Annotated in this window: 19 protein-coding genes; 7 read left to right on the forward strand and 12 right to left on the reverse strand. The window is 71.4% G+C overall.

The features are described from left to right. Positions 1-56 precede the first annotated feature (56 nt). Positions 57-410, reverse strand: a complete 354-nt coding sequence (locus QFZ82_RS03195; RefSeq protein WP_307711646.1) for an MmcQ/YjbR family DNA-binding protein — start codon at positions 408-410, stop codon at positions 57-59. A gap of 109 nt (positions 411-519) precedes the next feature. Between QFZ82_RS03195 and QFZ82_RS03200 the strand changes: the two genes are divergently transcribed. Further along, on the forward strand, positions 520-2,607 hold the full coding sequence (locus QFZ82_RS03200) for a DUF4139 domain-containing protein (protein WP_307711647.1): 2,088 nt from the start codon (positions 520-522) through the stop codon (positions 2,605-2,607). An 8-nt stretch (positions 2,608-2,615) separates the two neighbouring features. Then, the gene (locus QFZ82_RS03205; protein WP_307711648.1) at positions 2,616-4,178 is read left to right on the forward strand and encodes a mucoidy inhibitor MuiA family protein; all 1,563 of its coding nucleotides are present in this window, start codon (positions 2,616-2,618) and stop codon (positions 4,176-4,178) included. Positions 4,179-4,366: 188 nt separating this feature from the next. Here the strand turns inward: QFZ82_RS03205 and QFZ82_RS03210 are convergent, their stop codons facing one another. The 4 genes from QFZ82_RS03210 to QFZ82_RS03225 all read right to left on the reverse strand — a co-directional run bounded on the left by QFZ82_RS03210 (position 4,367) and on the right by QFZ82_RS03225 (position 8,808). Beyond that, positions 4,367-5,965, reverse strand: coding sequence for a cation acetate symporter (locus tag QFZ82_RS03210; RefSeq protein WP_307711649.1), 1,599 nt, complete (start codon positions 5,963-5,965; stop codon positions 4,367-4,369). Further along, positions 5,962-6,381, reverse strand: a complete 420-nt coding sequence (locus QFZ82_RS03215; RefSeq protein WP_307711650.1) for a DUF485 domain-containing protein — start codon at positions 6,379-6,381, stop codon at positions 5,962-5,964. The genes QFZ82_RS03210 and QFZ82_RS03215 overlap by 4 nt, the downstream gene beginning before the upstream one ends. Before the next feature lie 363 nt (positions 6,382-6,744). Then, positions 6,745-7,395, reverse strand: a complete 651-nt coding sequence (locus tag QFZ82_RS03220) for a TetR/AcrR family transcriptional regulator (protein WP_307711651.1) — start codon at positions 7,393-7,395, stop codon at positions 6,745-6,747. A gap of 114 nt (positions 7,396-7,509) precedes the next feature. Further along, positions 7,510-8,808, reverse strand: coding sequence for a CdaR family transcriptional regulator (locus QFZ82_RS03225; RefSeq protein ID WP_307711652.1), 1,299 nt, complete (start codon positions 8,806-8,808; stop codon positions 7,510-7,512). Positions 8,809-9,144: 336 nt separating this feature from the next. On the opposite strand from QFZ82_RS03225, the gene QFZ82_RS03230 reads away from it, so the two are divergent. The 4 genes from QFZ82_RS03230 (at position 9,145) to QFZ82_RS03245 (ending at position 12,861) form a co-directional block, all read left to right on the forward strand. Beyond that, the gene (locus tag QFZ82_RS03230) at positions 9,145-10,425 is read left to right on the forward strand and encodes an ABC transporter substrate-binding protein (protein ID WP_307711653.1); all 1,281 of its coding nucleotides are present in this window, start codon (positions 9,145-9,147) and stop codon (positions 10,423-10,425) included. A gap of 160 nt (positions 10,426-10,585) precedes the next feature. Further along, positions 10,586-11,194: a carboxymuconolactone decarboxylase family protein gene (locus tag QFZ82_RS03235; protein ID WP_307711654.1), complete on the forward strand. Its 609-nt coding sequence runs from the start codon at positions 10,586-10,588 to the stop codon at positions 11,192-11,194. After that, positions 11,187-11,990 (forward strand): SDR family NAD(P)-dependent oxidoreductase, encoded by an 804-nt coding sequence (locus QFZ82_RS03240; protein WP_307711655.1) that lies wholly within the window; start codon positions 11,187-11,189, stop codon positions 11,988-11,990. Before QFZ82_RS03235 ends, QFZ82_RS03240 begins: the two co-directional genes overlap by 8 nt. Before the next feature lie 364 nt (positions 11,991-12,354). Further along, positions 12,355-12,861: an ATP-binding protein gene (locus QFZ82_RS03245; RefSeq protein ID WP_307717603.1), complete on the forward strand. Its 507-nt coding sequence runs from the start codon at positions 12,355-12,357 to the stop codon at positions 12,859-12,861. A gap of 72 nt (positions 12,862-12,933) precedes the next feature. Here the strand turns inward: QFZ82_RS03245 and QFZ82_RS03250 are convergent, their stop codons facing one another. Then, a complete protein-coding gene (locus QFZ82_RS03250; RefSeq protein ID WP_307711656.1) occupies positions 12,934-13,269 on the reverse strand; it encodes a hypothetical protein in 336 nt (111 codons plus the stop codon). A gap of 264 nt (positions 13,270-13,533) precedes the next feature. Next, positions 13,534-14,337 (reverse strand): DMT family transporter, encoded by an 804-nt coding sequence (locus QFZ82_RS03255; protein WP_373429392.1) that lies wholly within the window; start codon positions 14,335-14,337, stop codon positions 13,534-13,536. Between the two features lie 182 nt (positions 14,338-14,519). Here QFZ82_RS03255 and QFZ82_RS03260 point away from each other — a divergent pair, with 182 nt between their 5' ends. After that, positions 14,520-15,374 carry a LysR family transcriptional regulator gene (locus tag QFZ82_RS03260; RefSeq protein ID WP_307711658.1) on the forward strand — a complete coding sequence of 285 codons (855 nt, stop codon included), beginning with the start codon at positions 14,520-14,522 and terminating at the stop codon, positions 15,372-15,374. 195 nt (positions 15,375-15,569) lie between these two features. Here the strand turns inward: QFZ82_RS03260 and QFZ82_RS03265 are convergent, their stop codons facing one another. From QFZ82_RS03265 to QFZ82_RS03285, 5 genes are all read right to left on the reverse strand, one after another. Continuing rightward, a complete protein-coding gene (locus QFZ82_RS03265; RefSeq protein WP_307711659.1) occupies positions 15,570-16,562 on the reverse strand; it encodes a nitronate monooxygenase family protein in 993 nt (330 codons plus the stop codon). A gap of 13 nt (positions 16,563-16,575) precedes the next feature. Next, on the reverse strand, positions 16,576-17,040 hold the full coding sequence (locus QFZ82_RS03270) for a MaoC family dehydratase (RefSeq protein WP_307711660.1): 465 nt from the start codon (positions 17,038-17,040) through the stop codon (positions 16,576-16,578). A 60-nt stretch (positions 17,041-17,100) separates the two neighbouring features. Further along, positions 17,101-18,411, reverse strand: coding sequence for an MFS transporter (locus QFZ82_RS03275; protein WP_307711661.1), 1,311 nt, complete (start codon positions 18,409-18,411; stop codon positions 17,101-17,103). Between the two features lie 201 nt (positions 18,412-18,612). Beyond that, positions 18,613-19,836 carry an acetyl-CoA C-acetyltransferase gene (locus QFZ82_RS03280; protein WP_307711662.1) on the reverse strand — a complete coding sequence of 408 codons (1,224 nt, stop codon included), beginning with the start codon at positions 19,834-19,836 and terminating at the stop codon, positions 18,613-18,615. Between the two features lie 102 nt (positions 19,837-19,938). Then, the gene (locus QFZ82_RS03285; protein ID WP_307711663.1) at positions 19,939-20,844 is read right to left on the reverse strand and encodes a LysR substrate-binding domain-containing protein; all 906 of its coding nucleotides are present in this window, start codon (positions 20,842-20,844) and stop codon (positions 19,939-19,941) included. Position 20,845: the final 1 nt, after the last annotated feature.

Consider the following 20,845-nt stretch of genomic DNA (forward strand, 5'->3'; position numbering starts at 1 on the left):
CCCCGGCCGACGCAGCGGGATCCCGCAGGGAACTGCTCGACGAGACGGTTGGCCCGCTATGCCGGGGGCGCGAGGTCGGCGTGGGCTTTGAGCAAACCGGGCGGAGCCGCCTGGCGCCAGGAGTCGACGACGATCGCACGGAGCTCATCAGCGTCGTCGAGGGCGGCCAGGCGCACCCGCACCCAGGCGAAGGACGCCTCGTGGTCCGCGACCCAGAACTTCTCGGGCTCAGCGAGGACCAGCTCGTCGCGCTCCTCCTTCGGGCATCGGACGGCCATCGACGTCTCGTCGTCGGGCAGGGTCAGGAACATCTTCCCGGCGACACGGAAGGTGGGCATGGACCAAGCCTCCTTCTCGGTCGTCTCCGGCAAGGCGAGGGCGAGCTCACGGACTTCGTCGGACGTGCTCATGCCCCGACCGTACGACGAGCCGCTGACATCGGGCGCCGACGCGGACGCGGACGCCGGACCGCTCGGGCGTAGGCTTCGCTCCGCATGGACACGGCGGGGGGCGGAGCACATGACGGCGGAGACAGCACAACAGAGGTGGGGGTCGACCCTCGAGTCGGTCGTGGTGTACGCGCAGGGCGCGGTCTGCCGCCGCCTGGCCCGTGGCAGCGTGCCGCCGGACGGCCGGGTGAGGGTGACGGGACTGCCCCGTTCGCTGGACCCCGGCTCACTGCGGGCCCGTGTCCTTCGCACCGCCGGGGTGCGCGTCACCGAGGTCCGGGTGGAGGTCGAAGCCGAGCCCCTCGGCTCCGGCACGCCCGACGACTTGCGACGCGAGGTCTCGCGGCTGCGCGACGCGTACGCGGCGGCGCAGGGACGCCGGGACCGGCAGCTGAGCCTGATCGAGGAGGTCGGGGCTCTGTGCCCGGTCCCGCCGGCCCGCAAGCGCGAGGACCCGCACCGCCGCACCCCGGTCGACGCGTGGCTGACGCTCGCCGACTTCGTCGACGAGCGGCTGACAGGACTGCACGGGCGCCTCGTCGAGCTGGAGGAGGCACTGCACCGCGTCGAGCAGGAGCTCACCGTCGCCACGGACAGGCTCGCCCGCGCCTCCACCGACGCACCGTCAGCGCACGTGGAGACCACGGTCTCCGCGGTCCTGACCCTCGACGGCACCGGTGACGCGGAAGTGGAGCTGGAGCTGGAGTACGGGGTGCCGGGCGCCGTCTGGGTACCGGCCTATCGCCTGACCCACCGTCAGGGCGACGGCAGCGGCCGTCTGGTGCTGCGCGCTTCGGTCGCCCAGCGCACCGGCGAGGACTGGACCGGCGTGCGCATCGCCTTGGCCACCGCCGACCTGCGGCGCCGCACCGACCTGCCGAGGCTCCGCTCGATCCGGATCGGACGCCGTCAGCCTGCCCCCACGCCTTCTGGCTGGCGCGAGCCTCCGGCGGGGCTCGCCGACCTGTTCGCCGGGTACGACTCGGCGGGCCCTCGCCCTGTCACGACCGCCGCACCCGCGGTTGTCGGGGCCGGCTCCGCGCCCATGGCTGCCGCGGGCGGCTCCGCGTCCGGCCCTGTTCCGCCACCGCCGCCACCGCAGGGCTACGGCGGGCCGCCCGCCGCGCTCCCGATGCCCGGCCGCGCGGACGGCGCCTCCCCGGAGGTCTTCGGCGGCGGGATGCCCGACCTCGCGCAGCCGGTCCGGTCCCGACCGGACGGCAGGCCGCGTGGCGGCAGGTCCTTCGCCGCCCCCGCCGCCATGGCACCTGCGGCTCCCGGCCGTGCTGTGCCGTCACCGCCTCCGGCACCTGCGGCCGGTCCGCCGCAGCCGAGCGGCGCCGAACTCGACTACGCCGCCCTCGTCCTGTGCGGCCCCGACGAGCAGGGCGGTCGCAGAGGCCGGCTGTTTCCCGACTCTCCCTTCGACGCGGTGGCGGCCGAGTACCGCCGCCGCGCCGAGGCGGTGGCCGCGCTGCCGCTGCCCGGGCACGCCGTGCGGCCCCGAGAGTCGGCGGATTCCTTCGACCACCGCTTCGATGCCGCCGCGCGCGCCGACATTCCGTCGGACGGCACCTGGCACACCGTCACCGTCGGCGAGATCCCGGTCGGCCTGCGCACCGAGTACGTGTGCGTGCCGTCCGTGGAGCAGACCGTGTACGCGACGTTGGTACTCTCCAACGCCACCGACCAGGCTCTGCTGGGCGGCCCGGTGGAGGTCACCGTCGACGACGACTTCCTGCTGACCGCCGCACTGCCCACGCTCGCCCCCGGCGGTGTCCGCCGGGTGGGGCTCGGGCCTGCCGAGGGCATCCGGGTCACCCGCCGTACGAACCTCCACGAGTCGACCTCGGGCCTGCGCAACAACACCACCGTGCTCGACCACCGGGTCGGTGTGGAGCTGGCCAACCGGCTCGCGAGGCCCGTCACCGTCGAGGTCCGCGAGCGGGTGCCGGTCACCTCCGAACCGGACGTCCGGATCGAGGAACGGTCCGACTGGACGGCACCCGAGGAGGGCGCGGGGCCCGAGCACCATGCCCCGGGCACCCGCGTCTGGCGGGTGGACCTGCCCGCCGGCGGCACCGCCGTCCTCGACGGCGGCTACGAGATCCGCATCCCGGCCGGCAAGACCCTGGTCGGCGGCAACCGCAGGAGCTGACACACGCCATGTCCAAGGCCCCGAAGCCGATCGCCCTCCCCGTCACCGCCGTCACCTGTCTGGAGGACCGCGCCCACATCGAGCGCGCCATCGTGCTCGACCTGGAGGCCGGGGTCCAGCGGCTGCGTCTCGGGCCGGTCAGTGCGCTGGCCGTCGACCGCACCCTCCATGCCGAGCTGAGCGCCGATCACCCGGCGACCGTGCTCGACGCGCGGATCGTCCGCAACTGGACGCCGCGCGGGCCGGTGCCGTCCACCGACGACGACTCGGCCCTGCGCCGCCACGTGCACACGCTCGAAGAGGAACGGCTCGCCCTGGGGCAGCGACGCGATCGGCTGCATGCCCGCCTCGACCTGCTCGGCCGTCTCGCCGCCGATCTGCTGCGGGAGATCGGCGAAGGCGCCGGCTCCGGGGAGACCGAAGTGGCCCGCTGGTCCCGCGAACTGGACCGGGTGGACCACGAACGCGACTCGTACGGCGAGCAACTCCGCACCGTGGAGGCCCGGCTGGCCGACCTCGCTGTCGAACTCGGGGAGGCGCAGCGGGTCTTGGACCTCTCCGAGGAGGAGCCGGCCGAGCTGGTCGGCCATATCGAACTGACCGTGGAGGCGGCGGTCGCCGGACCGGTCGGGCTGCGCCTGAGCCACCTCACCCCGTGTGCGCTGTGGCGGCCCGCCTACCGGGCCGTGCTCGACGGGGGCTCGCTCACGCTGGAGACCGACGCGATGGTCTGGCAGCGCACGGGCGAGGACTGGTCGGACGTACGGCTGACGTTGTCGACGGCACGTTCGGCGCTGGCCACCGATCCCCCGCGGCTGGGCGAGGACCGGCTGATGCTCAAGGACCGCTCTGCCGCGGAGCGCCGCACGGTCGACGTCGAGCTGCGCGAGGAGGAGATCGGGGACCTCGGCCCCGCCCCGGTGCTCGGGCTTCCGGGGGTGGACGACGGCGGCGAGGCGCGCGTGCTGCACTCCCCCGCACCGGTCTCCGTGCCCGCGGACGGCCGCGCCCACCGTGTGCCGCTCTCCGTCTTCACCACGGCCGCGCGCAGCGAGTACGCCTGCTCACCCGAGCTGTCCCCGCTGGTCACCCAGGTGGTGCGGTTCGACAACGCGTCCGGCCATGCGCTGCTCGCCGGGCCCGTGGACCTGGTCCGCGGCAGCGGATTCAGCGGCCGCGGCACGCTGGACTTCGCTGCCCCGGGTGCCCCCGTCGAGCTCGCCTTCGGCAGCTCCGACGACTACCGGGTGGTCCGGCACGCCGAGGAGTCCCGCGACTCCGCCGGAATCACCCAGCGGACCGTGGTCACGCGCACGGTCCGGCTGCACCTGTCCCGTTTCTCCGCTCCCGGGGAGAACGGCGAACGGATGGTCGTCCTCCGGGAGCGCATCCCGGTCTCCGAGGTCTCGGCGGTGGAGGTACGCCTGCGCAAGGAATCCTGCTCCCCGGCGCCCGACGTGGTCGACGCCGAGGGCATCGCCCGCTGGGACGTCACCCTCCCGGCCGCCAGCCGCCGCACGGTCACCCTGGTCTACGAGCTGTCGGCGAGCGCCAAAGTCGCCGGGCTCTGAGTTCGGAAGGGGGCGCTGGACCGGGCCGTGCGCCACTTCGCGCCGCCGCCCCCTGCGGCCTTCGTCGCGTGGGACCTCCTCACCGGCTGGGCCGCCCGTCTCTCCGGCCCATTCCCCGTCACCACAAGAAGGAGTCCGGCCCGGCCGTTCACGCGGCGGGGCCGGAACCCAAGACCTTCACGAGCCTTCTAGGCGGAGGTGTCGTCCGCGCCCGTCAGCGTGTGCAACTCGAGCGCGGAGTACGTGGCCTGCTCCGGCCTGTCCCTCCCCAGCACCGAGCCCAGCCACCCCAGGAGGAAGCCCAGGGGGGCCGAGACGATGGTGGGGTACTGCAACGGGAACAGGCTGAAGTCCATGTCCGGGAACAGCGCGGTGGGGGCTCCCGACACCGCCGGGGACAGCACGGCCAGGCCCACCGAGGAGACCAGTCCGCCGTAAATGCTCCACAGCGCGCCGGTGGTGGTGAAGCCGCGCCAGTACAGGCCGTACAACAGCGCGGGAAGAACGGCGGAAGCCGCGACGGAGAACGCCAGCCCGGCGGCGAAGGAGACGTTGAGACGCTCGGCGAGCAGGGCCAGGCCCACCGCCGAGCAACCGATCAGCACGACCGCGCAGCGGGCCACCAGCAGTTCCTTCTCCTCGGTCGCGCGTCCTCGCTTGAGCACCACACCGTAGATGTCGTGCGCCACGGACGTCGCGGCGGCGAGGGCGATGCCCGCAACCACGGCCAGGATCGTGGCGAATGCCACGCAGGCCATGACGGTGAGCATCCACGACCCGCCGAGGGAGTGGGCGAGCAGCAGGGTGGCCGTGTTCCCCGAGGGGCTCCCGGCAAGGATGGTCTCCGGGCCGAGCACCGCCGCGGCGCCGAATCCCAATACCCCCGCGGTCACGCAGAACACGCACGTCAAAGCCGCCGTCCACTGCACTGAGCGCCGGGCAGCGCGCGCCGAGGGCACCACACACATGCGCATCAGGAGGTGCGGGAGTCCAGCGGCTCCGATCAGGGCTCCGAGCTGCAGACTCAGTCTGTCCAGCGTTTCCAGAGCGGTCCCCTGGGTGCGGGCGCCGGGCGCGAGGAAGTTCTCGCCGACGCCGCTGCGGCCGGCCGCGGTTCCCAGCAGGTCACTGGGGTTCCAGCCGAACTTCGCCAGCACCAGCAGCGCCAGGAAGATGCTGGCGACCAGCAGGAGGGCCGCCTTGAGCAACTGCACGAGCGTCGCGCCGTGCATACCGCTGAGGGCCACGTAGATGATCATCAGCACGCCGAGGAAGACCATCAGGAAGTTCTGGGCCGCCTCACCGGACAGGCCGAGCAGGGGTGCCGCGAGCGCGCCGGCTCCCACGAGTTGGGCGGTGAGGTAGAACAGCGAGATCACCAACGTGGCGAGGCCCATGGCCAGATGGACGGGCCGCGGCCGCAGCCGGCGCGCCAGCGCGTCGCCCACCGTGTAGTGGCCGGTGTTGTGGAACGGCTCGGCGACCACCAGCAGAATGACGGCCCAGACCACCACGGGCCCCACCAGGTACGGGATGCCGTCGAACCCGGCCAGTGCGATGAGCCCCGGAGTGCCGAGCAGCGTCGCCGCGGAGATGAAGTCGCCGAACAGGGCGATTCCATTGCGCGCGGAGGGCAGTTCGCGGCCGCTGATGAAGAAGCGGCGGGGAGTGTCGCTGTCCGCCGCACCCCACAAGGCGATGAGGATGACGCAGACGACGAAGACCGCGAAGACGATCAAAGTTGCTCCGTTGTGCGCGATCTGGGAAGAAAGCTGAGAGGCGCTCACCGACGCCTCCCTCTTGGTCGGAGGCCGCCCCGGACCCTCTCGGCCAGCGGATCCAGGGTGGTGTGGGCGTAACGCCCGTACCAACGGCACACCAGGAGCGTGGTGGCGCACTGCAGGAGCGCCAGGGCGAGCCCGATGTTCAGGTGGCCGACCAGCCTCACGGCCATCAGCCCGCCGGCCACGTTGGCCAGAAGGGCGTTGAGCAGATAGAAGCCGACGACGGCGGCGGCAACCGGAAGGACCCTGGAGCGGCGCTCGGCGCGCAACCGCTCGACGTCCGCCGGAAGGTCCGGCTCCGCGTAGGACGGGTGTGCGTAAGGGGTGTGCGGGTAAGGGGCAGGCGAGTAAGGGGTTTGCGCGTGGGAACCGGGGGCGTATGAGCGCGGTCGCTCGTACGGCTCAAAGGGACTGGTCAAGACGACATCAACTCCTCTTGGCTGTATGCCGCGGCGAGGGCGAGGCGTCACCGCAGGGGCAGTCGACCGGGTCGGTGTCAGCCAGAGCACGGACTCGGTGTCCGAGCCGTGCCGCAGTGATGTGCTCAGCCCTTGTGGATCCTGATCTACTCGGTCAGCGAGGGATGTCGACCACGATCCTCAGGCTCACGGGCGGCCGCCGTGAACCAGGGCGAACAAGTGAAAGACGACCGGACGGCATCGACACTGCCGAACGGCGTTCGGTTCGGGAGCCTAGAGGTCCCCAGCGCTCAGGACAAGACGTCGCCGTCGCGTCACGCTCCGCGTCCGCCCGAGGTCCGCTGCCGCGGCCTTGCGGCGCGATCAGTCCTCGGCCGGTTTCGGGAGTGCGGCAACGCGGGCGTGCAGTGCGGTGAGGCCGTCGAGGAACATCTCCAGGGCGAGTTCGAAGCTGTCCCGGTCGATCACGCCTGCGCGGTCGCGCAGGCGATGGGCCCCTGCCAGGTGCGGATAGCGCTCGACGTAGACCTGGACGTCGTCGTCGAACCCTCCGGCGAACGAACTCATCGCGGACCCGAGCACCAGGTACTTGGTCGAGGCACCGATCAATGTGGCATAGCGCGGCGGCCAGCCGGCGCCCACGAGGCCGCCGTGAACGGCGTCGGCACGCCGCAGGGAGGCTTCACGGCGAGCGGGGCCATAGGCCAGGAACGGGACGATATGGGGATGGGCGGCCAGCGCGGCGCGGTAGGACCGGGCCCAGGAGGCCACGCCGTGCCGCCAGTCGCCGGTCTCGAAGCCGGAGACGTCCACGTCCTCCATGATGGTGTTGGCGACTTCGTGGAGGATATCGTCCTTGGTCTTGACGTGCTCGTAGAGCGAGGAGACCTGAACGCCGAGGTCCCGCGCGAGCCTTCGCATCGACAGCTCGGCAAGCCCGTCCTGGTCCACGATCGCCAGCGCCGTGGCGCAGATGCGCCCGCGACTGAGAATCGGCTTGGTCGGTCGGCCCACCGATGCACCCCCACACCGTGAGGCGCCGCAGCCAGCGGCGCCCAGCTTCCGGGTTCACCTTACACCTACCACCAGTAACCGAACTTCGCTCGGAAGGCTCCGGATGGATCCGGCTCACTGCACGTCCTCCGATTCCCCGGCCGCGTCGCGTATGGCGAGAGCGACCAGCAGTTCCAGCAGATCGGCGATCCGGCGCACGTTACGCCCGGTGCGTTCCTCGATGCGGCGCAACCGGTAGTGCGCCGTGTTGTGGTGCACCTGCAGCCGGTCCGCCGCCAGCCGCAGGTTCAGATCCGCCTCGGCGAACGCCCGTATCGTGGCCGCGAGCGCACTCCCGCGCCGGACGTCGTCATCAAGCATGGCGCTGATCCGCGGGTCGACCAGCTGACGGGCAATGTCGTCCGCGCGCAGGGCAAGGTACCGGAACGGAGACAGTCGCGGCAGCGCCGCCACCCCTCCCCCGCTGGGTACGAACTCCAGGGCGGCCCTGGCCTCCTGATAGGCCCTCGGCAGCGCCGCCGCGCCCCCGGCCACCGTGCTGATCCCCATGGCCAGGACCGTCCCGTCCCTGGCCAGGTGCCGCTGCGCCTCTTCGAAGCGCGCGCACATCTCGTCCGGCTCGGTGCCTGTAGGCAGCACCGGCACGGCCACGACCTCGCCGTGCCGCACGACCACCAGGACTCTGGCGGCCCGCACGCCGGCGGCGGAGATCGCCGCGCTGGTGATGTACCCGCGCTCGGCCGCCGTATCCGCTCCCCCGTGCGGGGCGCCGTCGGCGCCGACCGCCACGACCACCATCATCGGCACGTGCGCGCCGATGCCGTAGGCCTGTGCCGCGGCCAGGAGAGGCCCCCGGGTCGGCATGTGGCCCGCGAGGAGTTGCTCGAGCAGGTCCCTGCGCTCGCGGTCCGCGTCGGCCACGACGTGCTGCCGGAACTCCATGTAGGCCTGTGCTGCCTGGGTGGCGGCGAAGTCCATGTACCGCATCAACGGGGCGACCAGGGTGAGCACGGCATCCTGCCCTGCGGCCGACGGGCCCGCGCAGTCGCGCAGGGCCTCCCAGAAGACCTGCCGGCCGACCCGGAACGCGCTGATGTAGTCCTCCAGCGCGAACCCCTCGCGGGCCCTGCGCATCGCCGCCGCGCGACTGAAGGCGAGTTCCTCGGAGGCGAAGCTCCGCTCGCCCGCCAGCAGCGCCAGCTGGACGCGGTAGTGCGAGAGCACCTGGTGACGCACGTCCTCGAAGAAGTGCTCGTCCTGCGCCGCGTAGGCGGGGATCTCGGCGCGCATCACTGCAAGCGCGGACTCCGTCACCTGCTCCACGCGCGCCTTCACGGCGCACAGGATCCGCAGCCGCTCGCGGCGCAGTTGCTCGGTCAGGGGAGGCACACTCGGAACGATCGCGGGATGCATGGCGGGATCGTCGACGCCGAATCGTGACCCGTCAACAGGGCGGGGACTGGTTCTTCACGCCGGACTGTGCGCGGCGCACAGGGCGGCGACCGCGAAGTTGAGTGCTCACACCCAATGCCCGCGCGGTCGGGGCCCTCCTACTGTGGCGCTCGCCCACCCCCGGGGCCCTGCTGAAAGGCGGTGCCCGTGCTCGAGGTTGACGGCGCGCCCGACAGGGGGCCCTGCGGCGTATGGGAGCGCCTCCGCCACACCCGCCGCCGGCCGGACCCCGCTTCCCCACAGCCCGACCCCCCAGCCCCTCACCGCACCGCCCACCACCGGAAAGGGATGATCCGGATGCGCCACACCACCGCCGTGCGGGCAGCCGCCGCGGGCATCGCCGCCCTGCTCACCGCCACCGCCTGCTCAGGTCAACGGGGACAGGACGATGCCGCCGCCTCGGCCGACGGCGCCTGCAAGGGCCAGCAGACCACGGGTATCACCGACAAGAGCATCAAGCTCGGCGGCATCTACCCGATGTCCGGACCGGCCTCCGCCTACGGCACCATCAGCAAGGGTGTCAGCGCCTACTTCCAGTACGTCAATGCCGAGAAGGGCGGAATCGGCGGCCGCAAGGTCGAGTTCGTCGTCCGTGATGACGGATACCAGCCGCCGAAGGCAGTGGAGGAAGCCCGACGACTGGTGGAGCGGGAGAAGGTCTTCGCAGTGTTCCAGACACTGGGAACGCCCTCCACCTCGGCCGTGAGGGACTACCTCAACCAGCAGAAGGTGCCGCAGCCGTTCGTGGCCACCGGCGCCTCCCTGTGGGGTACGGACACCGAGCACCCGTGGACCATGGGGTGGCAGCCCAACTACGTGGCCGAGGCACGGATGTACGCCGACTACCTCAAGAAGGAAAGGCCGAAGGCAAAGGTGGCCGTCCTCTTCCAGAACGACGACTTCGGCAAGGACCTGCTCGGCGGCTTCAAGCAGGCCGTCAGGGGCAGCGGCGTCAAGGTCGTCGCCGAAGAGAGTTACGAGGTCACCGACCCGTCCGTTTCGGCCCAGATGACCAGCCTCGCCCGCTCCGAGGCGGATGTGCTGCTGAACGTCACCACGCCCAAGTTCGGCAGCCAGGCTCTGGCCGCGGATGCGAAGAACCCCAAGTGGAACCCGCTGCACATCGTCAACAGCGTCTCGGCGTCGACGAGCGTGCTCAAGCCCGTCGGCTTCAGGAACGTGCAAGGCGTGGTATCCGCCACCTACTTCAAGGATCCCGCCGATCCCCAGTGGGCCGACGACGCGGAGATGCGGACCTACCGGGCAGCGATGAAGAAGTACGCCCCGGACACCGATCCCTCGATCCAGTTCAACGCCTACGGCTGGGCCGTGGCCTCGAGCCTGCACAAGGCACTCGACGCCATGGAGTGCCCGACGAGAGAAGGACTGCGGGACTCCGTCCAGAAGCTCAAGGCCGTCGAGGTGGGCATGCTGCTCCCCGGTGTCACTCTGATCACCGGCCCCCGGGACCGGTTCCCCATCGAGACGATGCAACTCGTGCGCTTTCAAGGGGAACGATGGGTCCTGTTCGGGGAACCCCTCGACACCCGGAAGAAGTTCGGCCCCGTCACCGGCTGACGTCCGGCCGGCCGGGAGGGACGGCTTCACCGCACACCGGCCGGCCCTCCCGGTCCCCCGCGGACCTGCCACGCCCGTCCGCACCCGCACACCCACACCACCGCGACATACGCACCCGTCCCCCTGGTGTTCCGTGTAGGCACCTCACCCTGGAGACTCCATGCCGGAGCAACACCCTGTACGGCACGGCCACGCCTTCCCGCGGGTCATGCCCCTGCCCGAGGACGACTGGGACACGCGGACCCGTCACCTGCTGGCCGCGGTGCCGCGGGACCCGGGGGGCCGGGTTCCGAACATCTTCACCACTCTCGTGCGTCATCCCGAGCTCTACGAGCAGTTCATGCCCTTCGGAGGTCAGCTGCTCCGCCGGGGCCGACTCTCCGGAAGGTTCCGTGAACTGCTGATCCTGCGCACCTCGTACAACACCGGCGCCCTGTACGAGTGGGGACGCCATGTCCCCCTGGCCAAGGCGTCGGGCTTCACCGACACGGACATCGACCGCATCGTCCAGGGCCCGGAGGCCGACGGGTGGACCGCCCTCGAAAGGAGCCTCATCCGGGCCGCAGACGAGCTGAACCGCGATGCGCGGCTCTGCGACGCCACGTGGGAAGTCCTGACCGAGCACTTCGACGACGCGGAAATGATCGAGATCACCGTGCTCGTGGGTCAATACCACATGGTGGCGTTCTTCCTGAACTCCGTCGGTGTGAAGCTGGACCCGGGCTTTGACAGCACAGGCCCTGTGGAAGGGAAGGCTGACGATGAGTGAGGCGGAACCGGACCGCGCCGCCCGTCGGCTGGCAGGCCGCAGGGTACTGGTGGTCGGCGCGGGCACCCGTCCCGACGACGCCCCGCAGGCGCCCGTAGGCAACGGCCGGGCGATCGCCGTTCTCGCCGCCCGCGAAGGTGCGGACGTGGCCTGTGCCGACCTCGTCGGCCCGGCCGCCGCCGTGACCGCCGACCTGGTCACCGCCGAAGGTGCCCTGGGTGTTCCCGTGGTCGCCGATGCAACGGACGCGGAGCAGTCGGCCGCCATGGTCGCCGAGACGGTCCGCAGGCTGGGCGGGCTGGACGCACTGGTGGTCAACGTGGGCATCGGCCTCGGCACCGGACTGGCGGGCTCGTCACCCGAGGAATGGGACGACGTTCTCAGCCTGAATCTGCGTGCGCCCTTTCTGGCCGCCAAACACGGCCTTCCGTCCATGGCTGATGAAGGTGCCGTCGTCTTCATCGGGTCGGTCGCCGGACTGCGAGCCGCGACCGGCTCTCCCGCCTACGACACCTCCAAGGCCGGCCTCTACGGGCTGACCCGCCATGTGGCGAGGGAGGGAGCGGCACGAGGCATCCGCGCCAACCTGGTCGTCCCCGGCCTCATCGACACGCCCATGGGCCGCCACGCATCGGCGAACCGGACCTCCCGGGCCTCCTCCTTCGCCCGCATTCCGCTCGGCCGTCAGGGCACCGCCCGGGAGGTGGCAGAGGCCGTCACCTTCCTGCTCTCCGATCGGGCCTCCTACATCACCGGCCAGAGCCTGGTGGTGGACGGCGGTCTCACCGCGGCGTGAATGGAGGCGGAGCCGCCCCGACAGGGGCGGAGACGACCGGCTGACCTGGTGCGGGCGCGCACCGGATCTCCGACAGCGACCGCGTCGGCGCAGGCGGTCGTGACGGCGGGACCGGACACCGATGTGTCCGGCCCCGTGTCGTGTCACCACGGCAGAGTGAGGTCCCCGTCCGGTCGGAGAGGTGCGGTCCGCCCCACCGCACAGTTACGGAACGTAAAGGTGCCGCCGTAGCGTCGACCGTGACGCACCCGAGGAGGACACCTCTCGGGAAGCACCCGTCGTTCGGGAGGCCGCCGAGCGCGGCGCTCCACTTCCACCTAGTTCTTGGGGCCCGATCATGAGCACCGCAGCCCTACGTGACGGAATGCGACCGAGTGCGGCAGCCGACAGGGTCGCCCCTCCTCGAGCGGAACGCAGCCCTCGTCCGGGCGGTCCCCTCGACCGAGCGCAGTCCACCGCTCTGCCCGGCTCCCGGCCGGCTTCCGCCCGCCAGGCCGTCCTGGCGCTGCCTGCCGAGGTCCGCTGGGTTCCGGTCGCACGCCGCAGCACCGCAGCCGTACTGACTCACTGGCGCTTTCCGTCCGTGGACCTGGAATCCGCGGTGCTCGTCGTCGACGAGCTCGCCGCCAACGCCGCCCAGCACGGCCGCCGCGACATGATCATTCGTCTCTCGCTCGACGCCGGAGCCCTGCGGATCTCGGTGACGGACTCCGGTGGCCCGGCCCGGTCGCGGCGTCCCCATGCCGGCGACCCCGACGAGCACGGCCGAGGGCTCGCCATCGTCGAACTCCTGACCTCTCAGATCCGGGTTCATCAGCGTGCCTTCGGCCGCCGGGTCAGCGTGCTCCTGCGCTCCGGTGCTCCCCACTGACCCGCTGGTAAGACGCCCGAGCCCCTGCCCCGCATGGTCGACGCGTGCCTCCTGCCGACGGCCGCAACGCCTTCAGCGCAGCTCGGCGAGCGGGTGTACGTTCCACTCCCATCCGCCGGTCCGGCTGAGTTCGGCGATGACGACCTGGTCCTCGTCGCCGTTCCGCGCTGCCCGTCGCGCCCGGGTGACGGCGGCGACGAGCTCGATGTGGAAGTCGAGCGGGAGCGCGTCGTTCCCGTCCACGGAGTCGGCGAGCACCACGGTCGTCGCGCCGTGTTGCCCGGCCTTGACGCTGTACTCGTTCGCACGCAGCAGGCTGATCGTGTCGGCCCGCACGAGAACGGAGGAGGCCGCGGACGTGTCAGTGGCCGGGGCCGGGGTGCGGTGAAGCACCCATACGTCTGCCACAAGTTCCTCCCATGGGCTCGAGGATCCCTTGCCCGCCATCAGGTACCGAACGCCGCCCATGGGGCCGGCCTCGGCAAGGGCGGCGAGCATTCTCCGCCCTGGGACAGCCTCGACCGCAGAGGCTCTCGCCCACCATTCCATGGGGAGCGCTTGGAGTGTCCCACCTGCCTCCGCGCAATGGCCGGACCGCCACGGCACTGACCGCCGATCTCGGCTGCGAGGTGCTGCCTACGGGCTCGCGGAACCGCTCACCGCGCGCAGCGGTCAGGTGCGCGACGTGCAGATGCTGAGTGAGTTGGCGGTGACGATGGTTCCGACGGCGGCCCACTCGGTCCACCCCAGGCTCTGTCCCAGCCCGATCCATCCGGTCAGCGCGGCCAGGACAGGATTGACGCTCATGAAGAGCCCGAAAGCCTGGGCGGGTACGCGGCGCAGCGTGAAGAGGTCGGCGAGATACGGCACCGCCGAGGCCAGGACGCCTGCGGCGACGGCGCAGCCGACGGCCTCCGCCGTCGGTGGGTTCCTGAGGACGAGGACGAGACCGACCGGCAGGAACATCAGCGCGGACAGGCCGGCGGCGGCCGCGGTGCCCTGCGCTCCGGGGACGCGGCGGCCGACGGTGCGGTTCAGCAGGATGTACGACGCCCAGCAGACGGCGGCCAGCAGGCCCAGGCCCATTCCGAGGTAGTCGGTGGAGGGCTGCGGGCGCATGAGGGTCACGACGCCCGCTGCGGCGATCACCGCGCAGCACAGGTCCACGCGGCGGCGAGTGGCGGCCAGGGCGATGGCCAGCGGGCCGAGGAACTCCAGGGTCACCGCCAGACCGAGCCCGATGCGCTCGATGGCGCTGTACAGGGACAGGTTCATCGTGCCGAACACGAGAGCCAGCAGTATCACCGGCCTCCACTGCTGCCATGTGAAGTCGCGCAACCGGGGCCGGCCGATGGCGAGCAGGACGATCGCGGCGACGTACTGGCGTACCGCGACGACGCCCATGGGGCCGAGGACCGGAAAGGCGAGGGAGCCGGTCGCGGCGCCGATCTGGTTGGACAGGCCACTGCCGAGCATGGTGGCCACACCGGCCAGGGAACCGCGGCCGGATCCGGGCGCGGAAGGCACCGGCGCGGTCCGGGGGTGCGGAGACGCGACTGCTGCGGGTGCTGTGGCGGGCGCTGCATCCATGCCTCGATCCTGCGATGCCGTGACCGTTGCGCAAAATGCACAGGCTGAGGCATCTATACGCTTGAGTCATGAATGTGGAACTGCGGCAGCTGCGCTGTCTCGTCGCGATCGTCGACGAGGGCACCTTCACCGATGCCGCCATCGCGCTCGGTGTCTCCCAGGCGGCCGTCTCGCGCACTCTGGCCTCACTCGAACGGTCCCTGGGTGTACGGCTGTTGCGGCGGACCTCTCGCGAGGTGGCCCCGACGGCGACCGGGCTGCGCGTGGTGGCACACGCCCGACGGGTGCTCGGCGAGGTGGAGGACCTGGTCCGGGAGGCCACGTCCGGTCACACTCTGCTGCGGATCGGATATGCGTGGTCGGCTGTCGGCCGCCACACGCTGGCGTTTCAGCGCCGTTGGGCTGCCGCGCACCCAGGGACCGAGCTGCACCTCGTCCGTGTCCCTTCCGCCACGGCCGGGCTGGCGGAGGGAGCCTGCGACCTGGCCGTGGTGCGCAGATCGCTGGACGACCGCCGGTTCGACTCGGCCATCGTGGGGCTGGAGCGGCGCATGTGCGCCATGGCCTCCGACGACCCGCTGGCCCGCCGCCGCTCGGTCCGACTCGCCGACTTCACCGGACGCACCCTCCTGATCGACCGGCGGACCGGCACCACGACGACCGAGCTGTGGCCGCCGGAGGCCCGCCCGGCGACCGAGGAGACGCACGACGTCGACGACTGGCTCACCCTGATCTCCACCGGCCGCTGTGTCGGAATGACCGCGGAGTCGACCGCCAACCAGTATCCGAGACCCGGCGTCGTCTACCGTCCCGTCCGCGACGTCGAACCCATCGCCGTACGGCTCGCCTGGTGGCGGCAGGATCCGCATCCCGCCACACAGGCCGCGATCGAACTGCTCACCGCCCTCTACCGCAGGGCCTGATCGCTGACGCGAGCACGGCCGAACGGTTCTTCGCCCAGCGGTGTGGCGGGGCGCGGGCGGACAGGCTCTGCCACGCTTGGGCCACGCGGCTTCGCCGCTCCGGCGGGCGCCCGGCCGGAGGTTGCGACGACGCTTGTTGTGGTCAGCAGGCCTGACGCCTGCTGACCACAGCGCGCTCACCGCTCACCGGCGACATCAGGCTCCTTGTGCCGCGACCAGGCCCGGCAGGCGCCGCCGGATCAGGTCACCGGCTCCCGTCACCGTTCGGCCGACGAGCTCGGCGACGGTGGGGATGTCGTCGATGAGGCCCATCGCGAGCCCGGCGCTCCAGATGCCGGATTCGGGGTCGCCCAGTTCGTACACCTGCCGGCCGCGTGATCCCGCCACCAGATGCCGTACGTCCTCGAACCGGCCGCCGGCGGCGAGCTTCCCCACGGCCTCGCGGCTGACGGCGTTGCTCGCCACCCGGGAGGTGTTGCCCAGCTGACGCAGGATCAGCTCGGTGTCGAGTTCGCTCGACGCGACGATGTGTTCCTTGACGTTGCGGTGGACGGGCGCCTCCTCGGTGCACAGGAAGCGGGTGCCCATGGTGACGCCCTCGGCTCCGAGGGCCAGTGCGGCGACGAGGCCGCGGGCGTCGGCGATGCCGCCCGCCGCGAGGACCGGGACGGTGAGCGCCTCCGCGGCGCGCGGGATCAGGACGAGGCCGGGGATGTCGTCCTCGCCGGGGTGCCCCGCGCATTCGAAGCCGTCGATGCTGACGGCGTCGGCGCCGAGTGCCTGCGCCTTGAGGGCGTGGCGCACGCTGGTGCACTTGTGCAGGACCTTCACCCCGGCGGGCTTGAAGTCGGCGATCTGCTCGGCCGGGTTCGCTCCGGCGGTCTCGACGACGGTGATGCCGGACTCGATGACGGCCCGCCGGTACTCGGCGTAGGGAGGCGGGGAGATGGCCGGCAGGACCGTGAGGTTCACCCCGAACGGCTTGTCCGTCAGGTCCCGGCACCGGGCTATCTCCTTGACCAGCGCCTCGGGGGTGGGCTGGGTGAGCGCGGACAGCATGCCCAGCGCCCCGGACTCGGCGACGGCGGCGACGAGTCCGGCCCGGGCGACCCACTGCATGCCGCCCTGGACGACGGGGTGGTCGACGCCGAAGAGATCGGTGAAGCGCGTGCGCAGCACGGCGGTCATGGACGGCTCCTGATCAGGGGTAGAAGTGCGTGAGCGATTCGGCGACGCAGGCCGGCTTGGCGGAGCCTTCGAGCTCGAAGGTGAAGGAGCGGGTCATCCGCATTCCGCCGTGGGCCACGGGTTCGACCGAGGTGACGGCCGCGTGCAGGCGCACTCGGCTGCCGACGGGGACAGGCGCGGGGAAGCGCACCTTGTTGACCCCGTAGTTGAGGGCCCTGCCGACGCCGGTCACCTGGAGGAGTTCGGCGAACATCGGGATGCCCCAGCTGAGGACCATGTAGCCGTGCGCGATGGTCCGCCCGTACGGGCCGGCCGCCGCGCGTGCGGTGTCGGTGTGGATCCACTGGTGGTCGCCCGACACGCCCGCGTAGGTGTCGATGAGTTCCTGGGTCACCTCCCACCAGCTGGAGTGCCCGAGGTCCTTGCCGTCGAGCGCGGCGATCTGGTCCATGCCGTGGACGGTCAGTGTGCTGCTCATGTCTGTTCCGGTTCGGTGTCGTTGTTCCGGTTCGTTGTCGTCGGCCGGCCGGCGCGGCGGTCAGGCCGGGACCGCGTCCGCTGCGGCGGAACGGGGAGCGGCGGACTGCTCCTCGTGGTTGGGCCGTCGCAGCAGCAAAAGCATGCAGCCGAGCGTGAGGGCGACCTGGAAGACGGCGTACGCGATGACGGCGGTGATCGAGCCGGTCCGGTTGAGCAGGAACTGACCGACGATGGGGGTCGTGCCGCCGAGCAGGGTGCCGCACAGCTGGTAGCAGAGGGAGATGCCGGTGTAGCGCAGGTGCGCCGGGAAACGGCTGGCGAGCATGCCGGCCAGGGCGGCGTAGTACAGGCAGTGCGGGACGGTGGCGACGGCGACGCCCGCCATGGCGAGACCGTAGTTCTCGGTGGCGATCAGCAGGAACATCACCGGCATCAGCACCAGCTCCGGGAGCAGCATCAGGCTCACGGCCCGTGACCAGCTCTTCATCCGGGTGGCGAGGACGGCGCCGAACGGCTGGACGACGATCTGGGTGATGTTGGCGACCAGGAGGATCGTCAGGAAGGAGCTGCGGTCGAAGTCGAGGCTGGTCGTGGCCCAGGAGAGGGCGAAGGTCGACTTGAAGTAGGTGGCCGAGAGCCCGATGGTGCAGGCGCCGATGCCGAGGGCGATCAGCGCGGGCTGGGTGCGCAGGACCTCAGTGAGCGGGACCTTGGCGACCTCGCGCTTCTCGATGAGGTGCGCCATGGCCGGCGACTCGGCGACCTTCATGCGGACGAAGAGGCCGACGACGACGAGCGCGGCCGACGCGAGGAACGGCACCCGCCAGCCCCACGACACGAAGGCCTCGTCCGGCAGTTGGCTGATGGCGAGGAAGCTGAGGGTGCTGAGCGTGTTGCCGACCGGGGAGCCCTGCTGGGCGAACGCCCCGTACAGCACCGACTTCCCCTTGGGTGCGTGCTCGGAGGCGATCAGTACGGAGCCGCCCCATTCACCGCCGAGGCCGATGCCCTGGATCATCCGGATGAGGACCAGCAGGATGGGCGCGGCGACGCCGATCGAGGCGTAGCCGGGGAGCAGACCGATGGCCGTGGTGGAGATGCCCATCATCAAGAGCGTGATGACGAGGGTCTTCTTGCGGCCGAGGCGGTCGCCGTAGTGGCCGAAGATGATGCCTCCGATGGGCCGGGCGAGGAAGCCGACCCAGAAGGTGGCGAAGGCGACGAGAGTCCCGATGGCGCCTTCGAGTTCGGGGAAGAAGACCTTGTCGAACACCAGGGCGGAGGCGGTGCCGTAGATGTAGAAGTCGAACCATTCGATCGTCGAGCCGACGAAGGCTCCGATTCCGGCTCGTCGTGCGGTTGCGCTCATGTCGGCTCCCATGGGCAGCTGGGGGACGGGGAGAAGGGGTGGGGGGCGTGACGGCGGTAACAGTGGCAGCCGTCACCGAGAGCGGTCCAATACCGAATAACGGATGCAGCAAGACGGTTTGCGTATCGATTCGGGCGGGCCGAGACAGCGGCTCGGGTTCGGGCGTGCGCATGCGGACGCCCGAAGGACCGGCATCGGGGTTCAGGCGGCGACGCGTTCGAAGACGGCGGCGAGTCCCTGACCGCCGCCGATGCACATGGTCTCCAGGCCGTAGCGGGCCTGTCGGCGGTGCATCTCGCGCGTCAGCGTGGCGAGGATGCGCGCACCGGTCGCGCCCACGGGGTGCCCCAGTGAGATGCCCGAGCCGTTGACGTTGATCCGCTCGTGGTCGGCGGCTGTCAGACCGAGGGCTCGGGTGCAGGCGAGGACCTGGGCGGCGAAGGCCTCGTTGAGTTCGACGAGGTCCAGGTCGGCGAGGGTCAGCCCGACTCGCTCCAGGGCCGTGCGGGTGGCGGTGACGGGCCCGATGCCCATGGTCGCGGCGGGCACTCCGACGGCGGCGCAGGACACGAGCCGGACGAGCGGGGTGAGCCCGAGGCGTTCGGCGGTGGCCCGGCTGGTCACCAGACAGGCCGCGGCCGCGTCGTTCTGGCCGCTGGCGTTGCCCGCCGTGACCGTGGCCTCGGGGTCGGTCGCGCTCATCACCGGTCGGAGCCCGGCCAGTTGCTCCGCTGTGGTGTCGGGGCGGGGGTGCTCGTCGGCGGCGACGACGGTCTCGCCCTTACGGGTGCGCACGGTGACGGGGACGATCTCCTCGTCGAAGAGTCCGGTGTTCATGGCGTGGGCGGCGCGCCGCTGCGAGCGCAGGGCGAGAGCGTCCTGGTCCTCGCGGCTGATCGCGTACTCGCGCCGCAGGTTCTCGGCGGTCTCGATCATCCCGCCGGGCACCGGGTGGTTCCGCCCGCCGGCGGTGACCCGGCCGCGGGCCAGGGAGTCGTGCAGCTGGAGGCCGGGTGAGCCGATGCCCCACCGGCCCTCGTGGGTGTAGTACGGGGCGGCGCTCATGACGTCGACACCTCCCGCCACGACGATGTCGCTGAAGCCCGCACGGACCCGGAAGGCCGCGTCGAGGACGGCCTGGAGCCCGGAACCGCAGCGCCGGTCGACCTGGACGCCGCCCACCGAGTCCGGCAGCCCCGCGTCGAGGGCGGCGACCCGGCCGATGGCGGGGGCCTCGGCGGTGGGGTACGCGTGGCCGAGGATCACCTCGTCGACGCGATGCGGCTCGACGCCGCTGCGGCGTACGACCTCGGCGATGACGTGTGCGGCGAGGGCGGCGGGCTCCTGGGCGGCGAGGGCTCCGCCGAACCGGCCTATCGGGGTGCGCAGGGGTTCGCAGATGACGACATCGGTGTCCGATGGCATGCGTCGGCCTTTCGTGGGCGGCGGGATGTTGCGTCGACCTTCGCATCCCCCGACCGTGAACTTCCAATACTCAGTTGATAGCCCACTGAGACGTGAATGCTCTCAATCCTCGTCGCCCGGCGGCGTGGGCAGCGCCTGCTCCGCCACGGCGAGGACGGCCCGCAGGGCGGCGGAGGGGTTGTCGGTCCGCCAGGCGAGCGCCGCCCGCATCCGCACCGGCTCCCCTTCGAGCGGCCGGTAGGCGAGGCCGGTCTGCTGGATGTGCTGGACGGACGTGAGGGTGAGGGTCACCCCCACCCCGGCGGCGACCAGCGCGAGGATGGTGTGCGAGTCGGGTGCCTCCTGGACGACCCGCGGGGTGAAGCCCGCCGCCTCGCAGGCGGCGACCGTCGCCGCGCGCACACTCGATCCCGCGTTGGCGGGGAAGCTCACGAACGGATCGTCGGCCAGCGCCGCCAGGGGGATGCGGTCGCGGCGGGCCAGCTCGTGGTCGGCGGGCAGGGCACAGACCAGCTCTTCCTCGCCGATCGCCCTGGCCCGTACACCGGGCTGGGTGACCGGCAGCCGTACGAACCCGAGGTCGAGGGAGCCCTCCGCGACACGGGTGAGCGCGACGTTGGCGTACGTCTGGCCGGTCAGGACCAGCTCGATCCCTGGGTGCGCGGCCCGGACGGCGCGGGTGAGCAGCGGCAGCGCCTCGTGGCTGGAGGCGCCGGCGAACCCGACGGTGACCCGGCCGTACTCACCGCGGCCCGCGGCCTTGACCGCCCGGACGGCCAGGTCGAGGTCGGCGAGCACGGTACGCACGGGCTCGAGGAACGACTGCCCGGCGCTCGTGAGCCGTACCGAGCGGGTGTTGCGCTCGAAGAGCTGTACGCCGAGTTCCTTCTCCAGCTGGCGGATCTGCTGGCTCAGCGGCGGCTGCGCCATGTGGAGCCGGCGGGCGGCGCGGCCGAAGTGCAGTTCCTCGGCAACGGCGACGAAGGCGGTCAGATAGCGCAGCTCCACA

It is taken from the genome of Streptomyces sp. V4I23, from assembly GCF_030817975.1.
In the GTDB taxonomy this organism is placed as follows: Bacteria; Actinomycetota; Actinomycetes; order Streptomycetales; family Streptomycetaceae; genus Streptomyces.